The organism is Actinomadura sp. NPDC049382 (assembly GCF_040677125.1).
Lineage (GTDB): Bacteria > Actinomycetota > Actinomycetes > Streptosporangiales > Streptosporangiaceae > Spirillospora > Spirillospora geliboluensis.
In genome coordinates this window covers 43,252-59,376 of the sequence record NZ_JBFARO010000017.1, presented here as the reverse complement: position 1 = coordinate 59,376, position 16,125 = coordinate 43,252, and the positions used below count along the sequence as shown (strand labels likewise).

25 protein-coding genes are annotated in these 16,125 nt (G+C 67.9%); all 25 read right to left on the bottom strand.

The window, feature by feature from the left end; genetic code table 11:
* Positions 1-7 precede the first annotated feature (7 nt).
* The gene (locus AB0K34_RS13840) at positions 8-685 is read right to left on the bottom strand and encodes a hypothetical protein (protein ID WP_364548311.1); all 678 of its coding nucleotides are present in this window, start codon (positions 683-685) and stop codon (positions 8-10) included.
* A gap of 176 nt (positions 686-861) precedes the next feature.
* Positions 862-1,770, bottom strand: coding sequence for a hypothetical protein (locus AB0K34_RS13835; protein ID WP_364548309.1), 909 nt, complete (start codon positions 1,768-1,770; stop codon positions 862-864).
* Positions 1,745-3,154: a phage portal protein gene (locus AB0K34_RS13830; RefSeq protein ID WP_364548307.1), complete on the bottom strand. Its 1,410-nt coding sequence runs from the start codon at positions 3,152-3,154 to the stop codon at positions 1,745-1,747. Before AB0K34_RS13830 ends, AB0K34_RS13835 begins: the two co-directional genes overlap by 26 nt.
* Entirely contained in the window at positions 3,151-4,872 is a 1,722-nt protein-coding gene (locus AB0K34_RS13825) for a hypothetical protein (protein ID WP_364548304.1), read from the bottom strand. Before AB0K34_RS13825 ends, AB0K34_RS13830 begins: the two co-directional genes overlap by 4 nt.
* Positions 4,865-5,251, bottom strand: a complete 387-nt coding sequence (locus AB0K34_RS13820; RefSeq protein ID WP_364548302.1) for a hypothetical protein — start codon at positions 5,249-5,251, stop codon at positions 4,865-4,867. The genes AB0K34_RS13825 and AB0K34_RS13820 overlap by 8 nt, the downstream gene beginning before the upstream one ends.
* A 774-nt stretch (positions 5,252-6,025) precedes the next feature.
* The gene (locus tag AB0K34_RS13815) at positions 6,026-6,355 is read right to left on the bottom strand and encodes a hypothetical protein (RefSeq protein ID WP_364548299.1); all 330 of its coding nucleotides are present in this window, start codon (positions 6,353-6,355) and stop codon (positions 6,026-6,028) included.
* 5 nt (positions 6,356-6,360) lie between these two features.
* Positions 6,361-6,672: a hypothetical protein gene (locus AB0K34_RS13810; protein ID WP_364548297.1), complete on the bottom strand. Its 312-nt coding sequence runs from the start codon at positions 6,670-6,672 to the stop codon at positions 6,361-6,363.
* A gap of 150 nt (positions 6,673-6,822) precedes the next feature.
* Positions 6,823-7,509 carry a hypothetical protein gene (locus AB0K34_RS13805; RefSeq protein WP_364548295.1) on the bottom strand — a complete coding sequence of 229 codons (687 nt, stop codon included), beginning with the start codon at positions 7,507-7,509 and terminating at the stop codon, positions 6,823-6,825.
* Between the two features lie 190 nt (positions 7,510-7,699).
* A complete protein-coding gene (locus tag AB0K34_RS13800) occupies positions 7,700-7,954 on the bottom strand; it encodes a hypothetical protein (RefSeq protein WP_364548292.1) in 255 nt (84 codons plus the stop codon).
* Positions 7,951-8,277 carry a hypothetical protein gene (locus AB0K34_RS13795; protein WP_364548290.1) on the bottom strand — a complete coding sequence of 109 codons (327 nt, stop codon included), beginning with the start codon at positions 8,275-8,277 and terminating at the stop codon, positions 7,951-7,953. The genes AB0K34_RS13800 and AB0K34_RS13795 overlap by 4 nt, the downstream gene beginning before the upstream one ends.
* Positions 8,264-8,833: a hypothetical protein gene (locus tag AB0K34_RS13790; protein ID WP_364548287.1), complete on the bottom strand. Its 570-nt coding sequence runs from the start codon at positions 8,831-8,833 to the stop codon at positions 8,264-8,266. The genes AB0K34_RS13795 and AB0K34_RS13790 overlap by 14 nt, the downstream gene beginning before the upstream one ends.
* Positions 8,830-9,225 carry a hypothetical protein gene (locus AB0K34_RS13785; protein WP_364548284.1) on the bottom strand — a complete coding sequence of 132 codons (396 nt, stop codon included), beginning with the start codon at positions 9,223-9,225 and terminating at the stop codon, positions 8,830-8,832. The genes AB0K34_RS13790 and AB0K34_RS13785 overlap by 4 nt, the downstream gene beginning before the upstream one ends.
* Positions 9,222-9,764 (bottom strand): hypothetical protein, encoded by a 543-nt coding sequence (locus AB0K34_RS13780; protein WP_364548281.1) that lies wholly within the window; start codon positions 9,762-9,764, stop codon positions 9,222-9,224. Before AB0K34_RS13780 ends, AB0K34_RS13785 begins: the two co-directional genes overlap by 4 nt.
* A complete protein-coding gene (locus tag AB0K34_RS13775; protein WP_364548278.1) occupies positions 9,761-9,922 on the bottom strand; it encodes a hypothetical protein in 162 nt (53 codons plus the stop codon). Before AB0K34_RS13775 ends, AB0K34_RS13780 begins: the two co-directional genes overlap by 4 nt.
* Positions 9,919-10,251, bottom strand: a complete 333-nt coding sequence (locus AB0K34_RS13770; RefSeq protein ID WP_364548275.1) for a hypothetical protein — start codon at positions 10,249-10,251, stop codon at positions 9,919-9,921. Before AB0K34_RS13770 ends, AB0K34_RS13775 begins: the two co-directional genes overlap by 4 nt.
* 122 nt (positions 10,252-10,373) lie before the next feature.
* Positions 10,374-10,610 carry a hypothetical protein gene (locus AB0K34_RS13765; RefSeq protein ID WP_364548272.1) on the bottom strand — a complete coding sequence of 79 codons (237 nt, stop codon included), beginning with the start codon at positions 10,608-10,610 and terminating at the stop codon, positions 10,374-10,376.
* A gap of 13 nt (positions 10,611-10,623) precedes the next feature.
* Positions 10,624-11,295 (bottom strand): hypothetical protein, encoded by a 672-nt coding sequence (locus AB0K34_RS13760; RefSeq protein WP_364548269.1) that lies wholly within the window; start codon positions 11,293-11,295, stop codon positions 10,624-10,626.
* 22 nt (positions 11,296-11,317) lie between these two features.
* A complete protein-coding gene (locus AB0K34_RS13755) occupies positions 11,318-11,584 on the bottom strand; it encodes a hypothetical protein (protein ID WP_364548266.1) in 267 nt (88 codons plus the stop codon).
* Positions 11,581-12,000 carry a DUF6221 family protein gene (locus tag AB0K34_RS13750; protein ID WP_364548263.1) on the bottom strand — a complete coding sequence of 140 codons (420 nt, stop codon included), beginning with the start codon at positions 11,998-12,000 and terminating at the stop codon, positions 11,581-11,583. The genes AB0K34_RS13755 and AB0K34_RS13750 overlap by 4 nt, the downstream gene beginning before the upstream one ends.
* Before the next feature lie 29 nt (positions 12,001-12,029).
* Entirely contained in the window at positions 12,030-12,926 is an 897-nt protein-coding gene (locus AB0K34_RS13745; RefSeq protein ID WP_364548260.1) for an NAD(P)-dependent oxidoreductase, read from the bottom strand.
* Positions 12,923-13,621, bottom strand: coding sequence for a hypothetical protein (locus tag AB0K34_RS13740; protein ID WP_364548257.1), 699 nt, complete (start codon positions 13,619-13,621; stop codon positions 12,923-12,925). The genes AB0K34_RS13745 and AB0K34_RS13740 overlap by 4 nt, the downstream gene beginning before the upstream one ends.
* A 205-nt stretch (positions 13,622-13,826) precedes the next feature.
* Positions 13,827-14,120 carry a hypothetical protein gene (locus AB0K34_RS13735; protein ID WP_364548254.1) on the bottom strand — a complete coding sequence of 98 codons (294 nt, stop codon included), beginning with the start codon at positions 14,118-14,120 and terminating at the stop codon, positions 13,827-13,829.
* Between the two features lie 450 nt (positions 14,121-14,570).
* Positions 14,571-14,813, bottom strand: a complete 243-nt coding sequence (locus AB0K34_RS13730) for a hypothetical protein (RefSeq protein ID WP_364548251.1) — start codon at positions 14,811-14,813, stop codon at positions 14,571-14,573.
* Complete coding sequence (locus AB0K34_RS13725) at positions 14,803-15,225, bottom strand: hypothetical protein (protein ID WP_364548249.1); 423 nt, start codon at positions 15,223-15,225, stop codon at positions 14,803-14,805. The genes AB0K34_RS13730 and AB0K34_RS13725 overlap by 11 nt, the downstream gene beginning before the upstream one ends.
* On the bottom strand, positions 15,222-16,124 hold the full coding sequence (locus AB0K34_RS13720; protein WP_364548246.1) for a hypothetical protein: 903 nt from the start codon (positions 16,122-16,124) through the stop codon (positions 15,222-15,224). The genes AB0K34_RS13725 and AB0K34_RS13720 overlap by 4 nt, the downstream gene beginning before the upstream one ends.
* Between the last annotated feature and the right edge of the window lies 1 nt (position 16,125).

Here is a 16,125-nt window from a genome sequence, read left to right as displayed (position 1 = left end):
CCCTTTCTCAGCGGCCCTTCAGGAGCCGCGAGTTGACGAAACCCGCGAACTCGTCCGCGGGGTCCTTGGCTCTGGTCTGGTTGGCGCCCGACGCCTGCGTCCGGTCCGGGGCAGGGCGGCGCTTCCGGTCCGCCTCCGGCTCGGCCGGCTTCGGCTTCCCGAGGTGCGGCTTGCGTTCGAGCAGATCCGCCAGGTCCGACTTGATCTGGTCGGTGTCGATCTCGCCGTCGTCGCCGACGTAGCCGTCCAGGTCGAGGTGCGCTTCCGGGTCGGTCGCGTCCGCGAAGGTCGAAGCCGCCAGGGCACGCACCTCGCTCTTGACCGTCCGCTTCCGAAGCTTGGTGATCTCCTGCTCCCGCTCGGTGAGACGGGACTGAAGACGCTCGACCTCGGTCCGCTCCGCGTCCTCGATCTGCTTGGCCTTCGCGGCGAGCGGTTCGAGTTCCTTCAGCCGCTTCCGGAGGCTCGCGGCCTCCTGGTTGACCTTGCGGATCTTCGCCTGTGCGCGTGCGGCGTCGAACGGCTCCTCGTCCGACTCGCCCTCCTGGGGCGTCACGTCACCGGTCTGGGTCTCCTCCGCCGGCTGCGTACCGGTGTCGGTGTCCTCGCTGGTGCGCGTCGGCGTGTCGTCCACGGTCGCCGTCGTGGCGGCTTCGGTGCTGCTCTGCTCGTTGTCGTCGGGCATGGGTTAAGAACCCTCCAGGGGTTGGGTCAGGGAAAGCTCCCGCTCCAGGCGGGAAGTCGAGGGCCGGTAGCGGTCCCACCACCGGTCGATCACACCCACCGTCCAGGCGGGCCAGTCATCAGCCTCGGCACGGGACTTCGCCGTGTCGGCGTCAGTCGCCAGCACCACCCGGCGGCTCATTCACCGGCCCGTAGGATGCGGTAGAAGTTCTTGAGCGTGTCACCGCGCATGGCCTTGGCCCGGTCGTACTGCTCCTGCCACTTCGCCACCTCAGGCTGCGGCTCCCACTCCTCGCCCTCGAAGAGCGGAGCCGTCCAGCACCGGCAATGGTTGTGGTACTTGAACTCGCCCGAACCTTCGGTGAACTTGGCGTTGGCGCGGCGCCCGGCGGTCTGCTCGTTCTTGTACACCGCACCGCGCAGGGTCATCGTTCGGCAGAACGCACACGCGTTCGGTGCGGCGACCCGCGCAACCCCCACCGCCTTGCGGTCCTCAGCGACAGCGTCCAGGACCGCACCGCGCCCCACATCAGTCACCAGGCGGGTCGCAACACCGTCGACCTGCGTGCGGGCCTTCGCGAGCCGGTCCGCCGCCGGCGACAAACGCTGCACGGCAGGCTCAGCGGGCTCGTCTGGCTGGTCGAGCAGGTCGTCGCCGATGTCAGCGAGGTCTTCCTCATCCAGACCGGCGAGATCCGCGGCGGCTTCCTCATCAAGGATCTGCTGCCACAGCCGGTCGAACTCCGGGTCCGGTTCAAGGACGTGGTCGTCCCACAGGCCCTTGGTCGCCCACCGCAGCGACGACTCCACCTGCGCCCGCTCCGGTGTCCGAATCTCCGGCGTCGGAGCCCTACCCGCGACCCTGGCAGCGTCCCGCTCCGCCTCGTAGTAGTCCAAGCCGAGCGCGCCCGCGGCGTCGCCGTACCGGTCGAGGATCGCCGCGACCGCCGCGATCCACTTCGGGAGTGTCTGCCCGAGGCGGCCGGGGTTCAGCGATGACCATGTACCGGCGAGGTCTTGGAGCATCAACGCGACGAGGCCGCGCTGTGCGGCCTGCTGCTCACGCGCTGATTCGAGCGCTGCCATCGTTCACCGCGCCAGCAGCACGGTCCCCCAGCGCAGCGAGAGCCGCACGTGCCTGCGAGCGTCGGCGGTCCGCGCGGACCCGCTGCCGCTGCGCCTCGGACAGTCCCACCATCTCCAGCGCGACCTCGGAGTCCGCCGGGATGATCCCAGCGGAGACGAGCTTCACCGCCGCGTCGGTCTGCGCGGCCATCGTCGGCGTGGCCGGGTTCCGCCACACCGTCTCGATCTTCCGGGCACGTTCCGGGACGTCGCCGTGCCAGATCAGCAGCGCCAGCCGCAGCACCTGCGCCCACGGCGCCGACAGCATCGACTGCTTCCTCTCGGCGCGCTTCACCAGCTGCGCCTCCGTCGACCGGATCGCATCCGCTGAGGCGGGGTTGTCGGTGGTGTAGCCGAGGTAGTGCGGCGGCAGGCCCAACTGGGTCGCCATGATCCGCGCATACAGGTCAACGATCTTCGTGTAGGCGGACGGGTCGTAGGCCGCGAACGTCCCGACCTGCGGGATCTCACCGTCCTCGTCCCGTTCGAGCGCCAGGACCCGACCGATGTAGGTCTCCCACGCCGACTTGGCGTTGCCCTCCGCGTCCTGGAACGCCGACTCCGACGCACCGAGGATGTAGCGTTGCGGCGCCCCGTAGAACTCCCGGGCGACCTCCATGCCGAGCAGCGTGCGGCACGCCGCATCGGTGATCCCCATCACCGCAGAGTTGATCTCCGACTTCCCGACCCGCTCCGCGGACCGCTGCCGGTTCGAGAACCGCACCACCGGCACCACACCGAGACCATGCATGTCCCGGTCGGTGACCTCCCAGCCGCCACTGTCGGACTGCTGCACGTAGATCGTCTGGTCCGGCAGGTACAGCACCGCAGCCTGCTCAGTGCCCTCCTTGTACAGACGCAGCGCCGACCGCACCATCCGCAGCCGAGCGTCATAGTCGACCGTCATGTCCAACGGCGACTCGATCGTGATGACCGGTGGCGCATCTGCGTCCTCAGCGGACCCGCCGGCCGCATACGACCGGCCGTAGATGAACGAATCCAGGTGCGCTAGCTGCGACTCGGTGAGGAGACCGTTCGCCTCCACGATCTCTTCAAGCTCACCGGACGCTTCCGGAGCACCCGCGTACCGCCACGCCTCAATGTCGAGGCGCTGCTCGAGCGCGTCCACACCGATCTGCGGCCACCCGATCACCGTGTGAAGGCCCTGCAACTGCGGCGGGATCGAGATCTTCAGGTCGCGGATGACCTGCTCACCGTTGTAGTAGCAGTCCCGCAGTTCCAGCGGGAACCGCGCCGACACCAGTTCGGCACGGTGCATGTCGATCAGGTCGGACTCGTCATCCGAGAGATCCAGCAGCGGCAGTTCCGGGACGGTGACCGTCATCGCAGCACAACCACCCTCCCCTTACCGGCGGACTTGCGCTTCTTCTGCCACTCGTGGCTGTTCAGCAGCATCCGGCGGACCATGCGGGCACCGACTGCGCACACCGCAAGGTCGATCTTCCGGGCGGACTCGCGGTGCTCCTTGCCGATCGTGATGCCCCACGGGTTCGTGCGGCGCCGCGCGTTCACCACGTGCTGGCGGAGCATTTTGGCGCCATCGTGGGTCAGTTGCCGCTCCACCACATCGGCGTGGACCCGCTCACACGCCGCGGTGAACAACTCCTGCCGCGAGGGGGACCTCATGTCCCACATCACCGCGTGCACGTTCGTGCCCGCCTTCGTCGCGCGCAGCAACAGCCGTTTGCCGTACCGCTCCGCCCACCCGTCGATGTAGCGGTCCCAGTACCGTTCGCCCTCGTCGTCGTTGCCCGAACCGGGATCGGCGAAGAACGCCAACACCTTGTACCGGGCGAACATGTCGTCGACCGCAGCGTCCACCGCATGCCGCGGCACATTCCACACCGCTTTGGTGTCGAGCCCTGGCGGGCGCTGCCACACGCCGATCTGGAACACGTGCCCGTCGCTGACGCGGCAGCCCACCAGGCCGGTCGCGTCATCGGACTTGGAGCCGTCGAAGAACGCGACGATCTCTTCGCCCTCGCCGACTTGAAGGTCCCCGCGTTTGCACGCGTCCCACTGGTACGGCGCCAGCCACGCGTCCTCCGCCGCGACGATCTGGTTGTACCAGAACCGACGAGACCGGCTCGGAGGGTTCTTCGGGTCAAGGATCGACCGGACGATCCGGTCGATGTCGAGCCACGTCGAATCCCCGCGGATCGCCTCCACCACCGCCGGAGCAGCCTCCTCGGACAGCGGCGCGTCCGGCGGGGCCTCCAACGAGTCGTACATGATCCGGGACGCGGAGGACTTGCCCGCCTCCATCAGTTCGTACGCTTCGCGTTCCTGCTCCGCGACCGAGTTCTCGCCGGGCTCATAGGCGTTCGTGATCGACAGGTACCGGGCCGCGCCGTCCGACGACTTGGTTGCGTTCCGGTCGATCACATCCGCCATGTCGTGGCCGGCGTTCGAGCTCGTCCAGTGGTGCGGCTCGTTCTTCAGCACGAACGTGGCACGGGCGCCCTCAAGCGTCGCCGGCGACGACGTCACCGCCTCGATCATCTGCGCGCCCTTGTGCGCGTAGATGAGCTCCTTGCCGATGTCGAGCTGGAACTCCTCCTTGGCCCGCTTGGTGAACAGGCCAGGGAACAGCCGCATCGTGTTCTTCGTCTGCGTCTGGCTGACCGCGGCGATCTGAACCCACGCATCCGGGTGCGGCTGCCCGAGAGGCTGCCCGGCCGGGATCCCCAGCGCGTTCCCCTCACGGGCGAACTCACCCGAAGGACGCGACGGCCCCACCAGTTCGATCGCCGACCACGTCGCGCCGACCGGGTCCTTCCCCCAGCCCTTCAGGCGCTGCAACACGCCCTGGTCGAACAGCCACTCCAGATTCTCGTCGACCGCGTACCACCACAGAGTCAGCCGCGCCTGCTCCGCCGTGTACCGCCACGGCCGGTCTTGACTGTGCTGCAAGTACAGCTTCGTCCACGCCAGCGCATGCCAGCCGAGCGTCAGCTTCGGCAGCAGCCAACCACCCTGCTCGTTGCGCTGCCAGGACGGGCCGATCCGGACCGGGTCGAACGAGAACGACGACTCAACCACCGAGCGCGGCGCGGTAATCGTCCAGCACCGTCACACCCTCATCAGCCTCGCCCGCGGTCGGGCGCTGCAACTCCATCCGCACCCGGCGCCGATCCCCCTCAGTGGTGAGGAGGTCGTTCATCGCCGACCAGATCGCCGTGAACAGCTGCGCGGAGAACCGCTGGCCGGCGTTCAGGTTCCGCGACATCGCCTCCGCCGCATACTGCGCAGCCGCCCAATCCGACGGCTCATAGAACCGGGATTGCCCCGACGCGGCTAGTGCCTCGTACCAGCGCTTCGCGATCGGGTGCCACAGGTCATCCGGATCCGGGACCGGCACCTCAAGCGCACCCGGCGCCTTGGTTACCGCGTCCTTCTCCTCCTTGGAACGGTGGCCCATGAGCTCCTCGGAGCGCTTACCGATGGGTCCTCGTGCGCCCATGACTGGCGACCTCCAGGGTCAAGGGCCACCACCAGGGAAGCCCGTCACGGTGAGTAGTGTCGATCTTGAGAGGGTCGTTCGTGATCATGCCTGGCGGGCCCTGAAACCCAGGCGGGACCTGGGGTGCTATACGCGGCCGGTTCCCAATTAGATGATCATGGGGATATGTCCCCTATGTCCGAATTACTCTGGGTGATGCTGATCTTGACTTGACGATCACGCTCTGACCTGCGCTAATGAACCCGATCAAGCGTCTGAGCTGTGCAAACGTTCAACCTCACTGAAAGTGCACAGTCGAACCGGATGATCACCCGAACCCAGCCGCGACCGGACGCGCAGCCATCCCCGTGTGGACGGTGGGGCGCTGCCGGTCGCCGGCCGCTGGCGTGTACCACCTTGCCCCTGCCTAACGGTGGGCTGGTCGGGTTGGCGGTCAGCGCTTACGTCGACCTGGGTTGGCTCGGCTTCCCGTGAAGACACCCGTGTTACGGCGATGCAGGAGCTGGCAGTACCCCTTGGCTCGGCTGCCGAGGTAACGACTGAGCAGGCGGTTGCACCTTGTCCAGTCCCCCGGAGTTCCCCAGCGGATCTTGGCTCCGCCTTCACCACCCTTGGACCAGTAGCGTCTAAGGGTCTCGGCGTTGCCGCGGTTCGCGCGGCCTCCGGTCGTGCGTCGTGTGGCCATCGTGTTCGCACCTCCGTTCGAAGGTCATTCCCTCGAAGCGGTGTTCGTCACTTCCTCTTGCGGTTGCCGGTGATGAGTCCTGGGTGCGGCTCGGGTGGACGCTGCCGCTTCGGCTTGCGTGCCTGTGCTGCCCGGCCGCCCTCCGCAGACGACTTGTACACGTGGCAGCGCTGCGGGGTGCGGCGGCCGTGGATCGGCCTGAGGGCCTCGATGCGGTGGTCGTCGCCTGCGATCACGTGGTCGATCTCGTCCGCGCCTGGCAGACCGCACACGTGGCAGATGTCGCCGTGGATGCGGAACACCTCGGCGCGGCGGGCCTGCCAGTCAGGTGGAAGACGGTCGGCCCGGTCCGAACTCTTCCACTGCCCGTTCGGCATGGCGGTCAGTCCAGCCGGTCCTGGATGTGGTTGCCGAGGAGGACACCAGCGGTCTCCTCCATGCACGCGGCGATGTCCTTAGCGATCGCTTCGAGCGGCGGCTTGGTGTCACCGCCCGCTGCTTCGGCGAGCTCAGCGACGATCTCCAGGGCGTCGTGCATCTGGGCGTGGGCGGTCTCGATGTCGCCAGCCTGGTAGGCGTCGGCAGCTGCCGTGAGCGCTTCGATGATGGCGCCGGCGGCGGCTTCGTCGTCCACCGTCTCGGCGACAGTGTCGGCGATGCTGTTGAGGCGTTCATCGAGCGGGAGGTCAGCCACGGGATCACCTGCCGTTTGTTACTGGCGAGTTCGAGTGCCGAGTTTGCGCAGGTCGCACTCGACGGTCGCGGGTCGGTCGCAGCCGATACGCTGTCTTCGACCGGGCTAGGCTCGGCGTGGCTAGGCGGGGCAGGGCTGGGAATGGCGAGGCTAGGTGAGCCTCGCCGCTTCTCGTTCCTGGGTCAGTGCTCGCATAGCGTCCGGGGCACCCTCGGCCTGGAGGTACCGGTAGCAGCGTGCCGCGTTCGCCTCGTACTGCGGGCCTTTCTTGACCGCGCTCTCATGGTGGAGCGCGTACACGCTGCCCATGTGGCGGACCGGCTCGGCGCCCAGAAGCGTCTTGTGCGCAGCCATCCATGCTGCGTCCTCGAAACCCCAGCCGAGGAACGTCTCATCCTGCCCGCCATGCGCCCACCAGGTGGCTGGTGTGGTGACGTACACGCCCGAGCAGGCGCCGTCCACGACGAGGTGGTTACACCGTTCGAGTGGGGTGCCTGTCTGGAATTGGCGGGTGCCGTCCACTCGGAGGGAGCGGTACTGGTCGTAGGGCAGGTGGACGAAGCGGGAGTAGCGGGCCTGCTCGATCGCTTCGAGGAGCGGGCCACGCTCGGGGAGGGTGTCAGCGTCGGCGAGGACCGCGACGTCGTAGCCGCCGGCCTCAGCGAGCCGGACCGCCTTGTTGCGGCACGCGGCGAGACAGAACGTGGCGTGGTCGGTGTCGACGTCCACCACGTCGGCGTCCGGGAGGAGATCCCGGTACCGGCGGACCGTGAGGTCGTGGGCGTAGACACGGTGAGGCTGCTCGCGCCACGGGATGCCGACGAGGACGCGGGTCATTGCGGCGGCCCGTAGTCGCCGCGGCGAGCAAAGCGGCGTAGGCCGAACCATGCGCCGAGAGGCGTGCGGTAGTTACACACGCCGATCATCCCGTTGCTAACGCCCCATCGTCCGTTCGTCTGGTGCTCGAAGCGGAGGTTGCCGATCTTGTAGTACCTGCCCGGCTGCATCGGAGTGTCACCCACTGCGATCACTGCTCCCCTGCCTCGTGGGTGGCCCACTCGACTGACCGGGCATGCTCCAACAGACCGAGAGTGTCCCAGCGCATCATGCCGTCAGCAGAGACCTGCACGAGGGCGCGTTCACCGTCGCCGTCAACGATCTCGGCGAGGACAACGAAGCGGTTCACGTACGTGGCAGTGCCCTCGTGGTCGCTGACGGCCTTGGAGATCGCGCCGTGGAGGTCGGACTGGAGGCTGGCGAAGTCGTCGTCCTGGGCGGTCACAGCAGTCCCGCCGAGCGGAGCTTCACGGCTGCGTCGATCTCGTCGGCCGTCACGTCCTCGACCGGGGCTCCGCAGCGTGGGCAGCCCGGCAGCAGGCGGATCGGCGTAGGAGAGCCCCACACGTGGAGTTCTTCGCCGTCGTCTGTCGGTTCGAGGTGGCCTTCGCGGGCGCACGCATCGGCTGCGGTCCGGCGGGCGGCTTCGCGTTCCTCGGCTCTGCGTTCCGCGTCCAGGCCCCGTTCGATGCGGCCGATGGTGGCGTAGTCCGGTACCCGTCTCGGCCGGTCAGCGATACGGCGCAGGAGCCGCTCAGTGAGGCTCATTGGCCTCCTGCCGGGCGGCAAGGAACCCGAAGCGGTCCCGCGTTGCCCTCGCGTCCGCGAGCGCGTTGTGGAGCCCTTCGTCCTGGCGTGGCAGGTCCAAGTCGGAGAGGCCGAGGCGGGCGGCTTCCTGCTGAATGTCGTTGGTGAACATCGGCAGGCCCTCCGGGAGCCGCACCATCGGGCCCCAGAGTTGGCAGAGGACCACGTGGTCGTAGGCGGCGTAGTCGGCCCACAGTTCGACGTTCGGGGCGGCGAGGAGGAACTCGCGGACCTCGTTGCGGATGACCCACTTGGGTTTCACGCGGGTGTCGTCGGTGTCGAGACACCCGTCGCTGACCTGAGCTGCGTTGATCTGCGGGGACGGCTTGTAGCCGCGCAGTGGGAGGTGCGGCCACACGTTCTGCTTCAGCCAGCGGTTGCGGAGGATCTTCTCCACGGGCATGTCGGAGTTGACGGCGTAGTACTCGCGGCCGTCCTCGCAGACGATCCCGATGGAGATCAGCTCGATGGTCTCGCCGTTCTCCAGAAACTCCGTGTCGTAGAAGTAACGGGTCACGACCGGTCCTCCGTCAGCTTCCGTATCAGTTCCTCGGGAGGACGGCGCGGCGGTCGACGCATGCCGCTGGTGATGACAGCACCCATGACCGCGATCAGTTCGTCCACGCGGCGGCGTTCGTAGTCGAGGTCGGCGCGGAGCGTTCGTGTGTCGGACGCTCCGCCGTAGTGGCGGGCGAGGGCTTCCAGCAGGGCGCGTGCCTCACTGTCGCCGAGTTGGAGCGTCGGCGCGAGGTCGCGGGGCGGCTCGTCCGGCAGATCCTCCCAGCGGTACACGCCGGCGCTGCCGTCCACCACCCGGAGGATTCGGCGGGACACGTCGTCCGCTACCTGGATGAGGGCGATCTCCAGGAACATGCCGGGGAGGTCTTCGCGGATGTAGGCGCGGATCACGAGCGGCCTCGCCGGAGTTCGTTCATGAAGCCGGGCGGCAGGTTGCCGCCGTGCAGCAGCGCGTACCTGAACCCTGCGTTGATGCGCTGCCAGTCCACCGCGTTGAGGATGTCCGCCAGGGAGGCTGGCTGCGTCTGTGCCGGGCTGACGTTGATGCTCGCGTGCTGGCGGGCAGCCCGAGTGAGTTCCGTTGCGTGGGCCCTGTTGTAGCCGAGGCTACGCAGCGCGGACAGCGCGCCGGCCTTGCTGAGTTCGCCGCGCCGCATCCTGCCCAGGACCGCTTCGGCCTGCTTGCGTCTGGCCTTGGCGATGATCTCGGTGACCTTGGCGCGGGTCTCCGGGGAGTCCGGCGCGGGAGGCATCCGGCGGAACTCGAAGCCGTTGAGTGTCTGGCGGATCAGGACTGTCTCGCCGAACTCCTCAACGACATCGTCGAGGGGGCGGTCGAGGAGTTCCGCAGCGACAGCAGCCGCACGGGCACACCAGACGCCGGGGAGGACGCGCGTGGTGAGCGGGTTGCTCTTGCTCCAGCCGTTCACGACCCGCTCCCCTGGGAGCCGGTGATGATGGCGCACACCATCTGCATCGCCTGCTGCTCGGTGAACCCGGCAGCGACGAACGACTCGTACGCCTCATGCAGCTGCGCGGCGCTCGCAGCGAGTTCCGTGACCGGGTCCGCAGGCATGTTGTCGCTCACCGCTGCCCCATCGCCTTGGACGCAGATGCGTGGGCTCGCTTCGCGGCCCGCTCGATCTCCTCGGTGTCGATCTCAGGCACGAACCGGATGACCACCTCGCCTACAGCCGAGGGCTCGTTGTCCAGGTCGGCTTGGATGACGAGGTCGTCCGGGAGGGGCGCGGCAGTCTGGACCATGTCGCGGACCTGTTCCTCGTCGAACCCGGCTTCGAGGAGTTCATCGCGGTACGCGGCGAGACGCTTCGCTGTGGTGCGTGCGTCGTCCACGGTGTTGAGCTTTTTCAGAGCGTCGAGGGGGCGGAACGAGCCGTCGTCCGTGGGTTCGGTCATGGCTGTGCCTTCCGGGTTGGAGTGGGTTGGGCCCGGCCTGTGTCCAGCGCCACCCACTCCACGGGAGCGGAACACAGACCGGGAGAACGGAGACTTTTCAGGGTTGACACTGAAAAGGCAGGTCAGGCAGAGGCGGCGGGCTCATCGATGCTCTCGGCCTCAATGGTGTCCGCTGCCTCTCGCAGGAACGCGACGAGGTTCCTCTGGAAGCCGGGCAGGTTCATATCCGCTGAGACTGGCAGCGGTCCGCCGTCCGCCGGACCGACCTTCACGTTGACGGGCACGTCGACCTCACCGTGGCCTATCTCGTATTCACCGCACGTGATAGTGATCGGCATCGTCTTGTTCACTTCCGCCATGCCGCGTCCGCCTTCAGTAGTTCGAGCCGACGCGGTGGTGGCCGATGTGCTCCACGCGGGGCGGGTCCGTGAGACGGCCCCAGTACGCCCCACGAGCCCGCCCATCCGCGAACAGGCCCTTCCCGAAGCGGGACTCGGACCAGTCGCCCTCCGGCCAGTCACGCGCGAACGTGGAGCGCGGGACCAGGCACGGGTTCCCGGTGAAACACGCGCGGTGCTCGATCCACCAGTGCGTCCCATCCGTGCACTCGGTGAAGACCTGGCCCTGCGCCTGCAACGCCCCGATCAGGCCGCCGTGGGCGTGCTCGTTCGCGAACCACGGCTGCCGCAGCAAAGCGATCTGCGTCAGGTACGGGTGGGAGTCGAGGACGCTGGCAAGGTCGTCCAGGTCCACGTCAGCGGTGAGGACAAAGTCCTCTTCCCAGAACACGAACTTGTCGGTGTCGAGGCCGCGGGCGACGTCCCACACCTTCTGCATCGCGCGCCAGTAGCCGCACGGGCCGTCACCGACCGGGATCACCGGGGCCGCGTACTGCTCGGTGAGCCAGGCCCGGTACACGTCGTCGCCGGAGTCGTCCACAATCAGGCCGTCGCCCACGCCGAGGAGGTGCTTCCCGACAGAGGAGATCGCTTTCGTGACGCATTCGGGGCGGCCGTTCGTCAACACGATCAGCGGGACGGTCACGGGGTCACCCCGATCCGTCAGGTCACTCGTGCCGTTCGAACTCGTAGATGTGGGCACCATCATCGGTGACCGAACCAGTCTCCCGGTACAGGGCGATCCGGAGGCTCTCCGGGTAGGTCGACGGGGTCAGGTCCGTGGTGAGGTCCACGATCGCGGGTTCGGGCACTTTCCAGAACCGGGGAAGGTCGCGAGAGCAGAACCGCTGCCCGTCCACGCTGCCGCCTCGCAGTTCGAGCAGGTATGGCTTGTCCGCCCACTCTTCCCGGTTGAGTTCGTGGAGGCTCGTCACTGTCGCCACCCCGGCTCGTAGTCAGGATGGTCCGAGTACGTAGCAGCGAGAGCCTCCACCGCAGCGAGGAGACCCGCCGCGAACCCGTCCTTGTGATCCGCGATCTTCGCCTGCGGTAGAGCAGACCACTTCACGTAGGCGTCCACGATGCTGCGCTTGGACTTGACGTCCTCCAGCACCCGCGCCGGGTCGTGACGTGCGATGTGCCGGGCGTCCGCCTCGTTCAGTTCGGTGACCTTCAGGTATTTGCCCTGTGAGTACAAGGCCCAACTCATGTCGTCGCGCCGGTCCTGCTGACGTACGCTCCAAGAGTCTTCGATCGCCGCCGCTGGCGAATAGGCCGTATCCCGCGCCGCCTGCTCGTCTTCGTCCAGCCGCGCCCGAAGAAAGGCCACGATTTCTGAGGGGCTGCTCACGCCTCTATTGTCCCAGATCGGGCAGGGTTTCACATGTTGATCGGCGGCGCGGCGAGCGCCCTCTTCATGCCCTCCGCCAAGCTCACCTGCGGGATGTACACCTCGTGCAGCAGGGTCGGGTCACCCACCCGGTACGCCACCCCAGCAGGACGGTCCGGCAGGTACTCGAAGCGCGGGTCGTAGCCAGCCTCGGCGCAGAACATCGCCGCGAGCTCCGCCATCGAGGTGCCGACCCCGGTGGAGATGTTCAGCGGCCCGTCATGCTCGGCGTCTACCGCGGCCAAGACCGCACCGACGACATCGTCCACGTGGACCCAGTCCCGGACCTGCTCGCCGGTCCCCCAGATCACGAACGGGTCCTCACGGCGCCTCGCACGGTCCCTGAACGCCCCGAACGGGAACGACGCGGACTGGTCCTCCCCGTAGCCGGAGAACGGGCGGACGACTGTCACAGCGCCGCCCAGGGCGCGGTACGCGGCGGCAAGCCGCTCACCGGTGAGTTTCACGTGCCCGTAGATCGCGTCCGGCTGCTCCGGCTCATGCAGGTCGATGTCGTCCTCACGCAGCGGCCGGGACCGCCTTGCGCAGTCCCGCTGTAGCTCGATCGGGTACGCGGCGCTCGAGCTGAAGTACACGACCCTGCCGGGGCGGGGGCGGGTGCGGGCTGCCCACTGGAACATCGCGCTGTCGAGCTCCAGTCCGCCGGCGCCGACCGTGAGCGCCCTGCCGTCGATCGCTGCGCGGTGCGGGGCGACTGCAGCGCAGTGGATCACCACATCGAACCGGCTGCGGTCGCGGCGGAACAGATCGAGCGCGTCCTGGCCGTCGCGGATATCGACCCCGACGACGACGTCGCCGCGGTCTTCGAGCGTCTCAACGAAGTGCCGGCCGAGAAACCCCGAGGAGCCGCTGACGAGAACCTTCACGCGGCCTCTCCGATCAGCGCGCGGAGCTTCGCGATGTCGGCAGGCATGTCGTGCTCGTACCAGTGCGCGTACACCAGCCGGTCCGCCTCACTCGCGTCGGCCGCGTTGACCTCGCGGTACCTGGCGTCGTCATCGGCCTTCCCGGCAAGCGGGTGGCAGTGCTCCACAACCACGTCCGGGAGATACCGGATCCGGCTGACCGCGTGACCAAGGTCGTACACCTGGTTGTCGGCCCACAAATGCTTCACCGGAGCCGGGACCATCGCGCCGAGCACCTGGACGATGTCGGACGTCTGCGCCCACTGCGTCGGAAGCCGCTCGCCAGCTAGGAGATCGTTGCCGTACACCCAGCCTGTGCCGAGGGTGCGGAGCGCCGCGAGGTAGTGCGCGTCGAACCCGAGGGTTCGGGGGCGGTGATCGTCTCCGAGGAAGCCGACCGCGAAGTGGTGTGGTGCGTGTTCGACCGCGACCTTGTTGAGGGTGGGGACCATGCGGAGCCGCGGCCCGACCGTCAACTCGATCCCACGCTCGCCGCACACCTGCTCGTAGCCGGGGAGGGCGGGGTCATCGTCGTCCGCTGCGACGAGCAGCCCGGACACGCCGGTAGTCGTAGCGGCCCATGCGTCGTGGAGGGCGGCGATGTTGTGGGGGCGTCCACGGGACGGGACGATGAACAGCAGGTCGACGTCGGGCACCCATCACCATCCCGATGTTGTGGCCGTGTCCTGGCCGGCGACACCCCTCAGCGATCGGCGGCCAGGACACGGGTTTGCGCGGTCCAAATGGGGGCTCCAGCACCGCGCGGGGGTGCGCACCACAGGGAGGGTGCGCGGGCACACCGGCGGGTCCTCTACTTGTGACCAGCGGCAGGGCCCGGGTGTGCGTCTAGGGGGGCGGCCGCTAGGCCGCGAGATCTGACTCTGCCTGCCGTCGTTCCTGCAGCCACAGCGGGCACGCAGCGGCGATCTCTGCGCGTTCCTCAGGCGTGGATGGGACGTCGTGGCCGTGGCGAAGTTCCCGTTCGATCACTCGCAGGTCGTCGAAGTCGTAATACATGACCTGGCCGACCTTGCCGAGGCGGCGGGCGCCGTAGTGCGTGACCCAGTACCGGATGGTGGAGGGGGATCTTTCCAGCCGGTCGGCGGCCTGCTTGGAGGTGACCGGTCGGACGCCGCGTTCCAGGGGCACGATCACCCCCTGAAACAGCAATGCCCCCGGGAGCTGACTGCTCCGGAGACATGATTCACACACGTTAAGGCTCCCTATGCTGGCGCAGGTCAGGCCGCTTCGCAAGTTAACGACGCCCGGAACGTCTTTCGCTCGGCTCCGGCGCTGGCATACCGTTCGGGCGTGGACGCTCGCACGTCAGCCGTTCTCACACTCGGCTTGTACTTCTCCCTCTACGGGCATGTCCGGCGACCAAGGTCGGATCGGCTACGCGACGAGGGCTGGGAGACGTACAAGAAAGGGTGGGAGATCAGGTTCCGGCTTCACCCAGAAGACCTCGGGTTCGTCCAGTCGCTGATCTCCCATGCCGGTTACCGGCCGGGTCGCCCGTTCCTGAAACGTTCAAGGATGATCCAGCCCGTTTACGGGGCTGAAGCGGCCCGGGAGATTCTGCGGGCGGCTGGGCAGTAGCGGGGCTTAGGGTTCTTCCGCGAGTTGCGCAAGAGCACGAGCAGCCATAGCGATGATGTCCCGCTGGTTCGAAGGCAGCTTCTCGATCTCCGCACGCGCCTTGTCGAACTCGCCTTGGAACGCCCACCCCATCGCTGCCTGCGCGGTCAGGATGAACCCGGACTTCTCAACGGCGGCTCCGATCTCGCGGGCGGCATGCTCCGCCGCTTCTTGGAGTTGCTTCGCCCAGTCGGGCATGTCATCGGCCACGGCTTCTCCTGTTCTTGCGGCGGCGCGCGTACTCGCGGCCGTTGACCTTGAGGGGTTTCGGGTTCCCTGCCGGGTTGCAGGCCCGGCAGGTGCGGCGGTGACGCCGGTAGTCCTCGCCGTAGATCAGCGGCGCAAGGCTGACATGCGCACTCCTCACGTTGGCGCTGAGCCGTATCCCGATGGCTTTGACCGTCGGGCGGAGGCCCATCCACGCGTCGATGATCCGTCGGCAGAGATCTGCCCACTCGTCGATCGTGTGGCATGTGACCCGGTCCACTGTGGCGCGTACGGGAAGGTCAGGTGGCGGACCCGGTGAGACGCGCATGGCGTCCTTGCTCACGGTGAAGTCACGACCGACCCAGCCGTCTATCGCCGCGTCGATCGCGGACAGGGTCTCGTCCGGGTCGTTCATGCTCGTCCTCCCGTGCCGTCGTGGAGCGCGCCGCCGCCGGCCAGGACCACGCGCTGCGGGTCGGCGCGGCGGCGTTCCCTGTCCGCCTTCCGCTGCTGCGCCTGCTCCTCCTCCACCATCAACGACCGGAGCCGAGACCCGAGGTACTGCTCCCGGCAGTGGAGACATTCGACGTGGTCGGCGAGGCCAGCCGAGCCGTCGTGGCGGCGGAGGTCGCGTTCCCCGCACGCCCAGCACGTGACGATGAGGTCGTGGTGGAGGGGTGTCTGTCCGAGGATCTTCAGGGCGCGGTGGTGGAGGTTCAGGATTTCGCGGCCAGCGTCCGCGCCCGACAGGGCGGTGTAGTACTGGATCCATTCCCCTGCCGGGTCCACCCACCCGGTCGCGTCGTCGGGGAGGTGCTCGGCTCTGGCGAGGTCCATGCTGCGGGTCATGTCCTGCGGGTCGAGACCAAGGAGGACATCGACGTGCGCGACGAGCATCCCGGACGCAGCCGTGACGGCGGTGCTGACGGATGGGGCGGTCAGGTCGGTGAGGCGGGCGACGGCGCGGACCCGTTCGTCCCACGACAGGACGATCTCCTCGACCTGCCGGAGCAGCGCGTCCACGGCGAGGTTGATGGGGACGGGCGCGGTTCGTCCGCCGCCGGACACGCGGGGCCCGTCCGTGCGGCCCTTGTCGCCGATCCGGTCCCTCAGGTCCCCGTACCGGGCGGGGAGGTCTTCGAGGCAGTCCCGGATCCGGTCCCGGCACGGGTCGCAGAAAGTGCGGTACGTCTGCGCGGGGACGATGACGCGTTCCCCGCCCGAGCCGGCGGCGGTGATGCGGGCTGCGCAGTGGTCCCCCCGAGCGCAGTCATGCAGCCCCTCATCCCCCGTGATGTGCTGGTCAATGCTCATG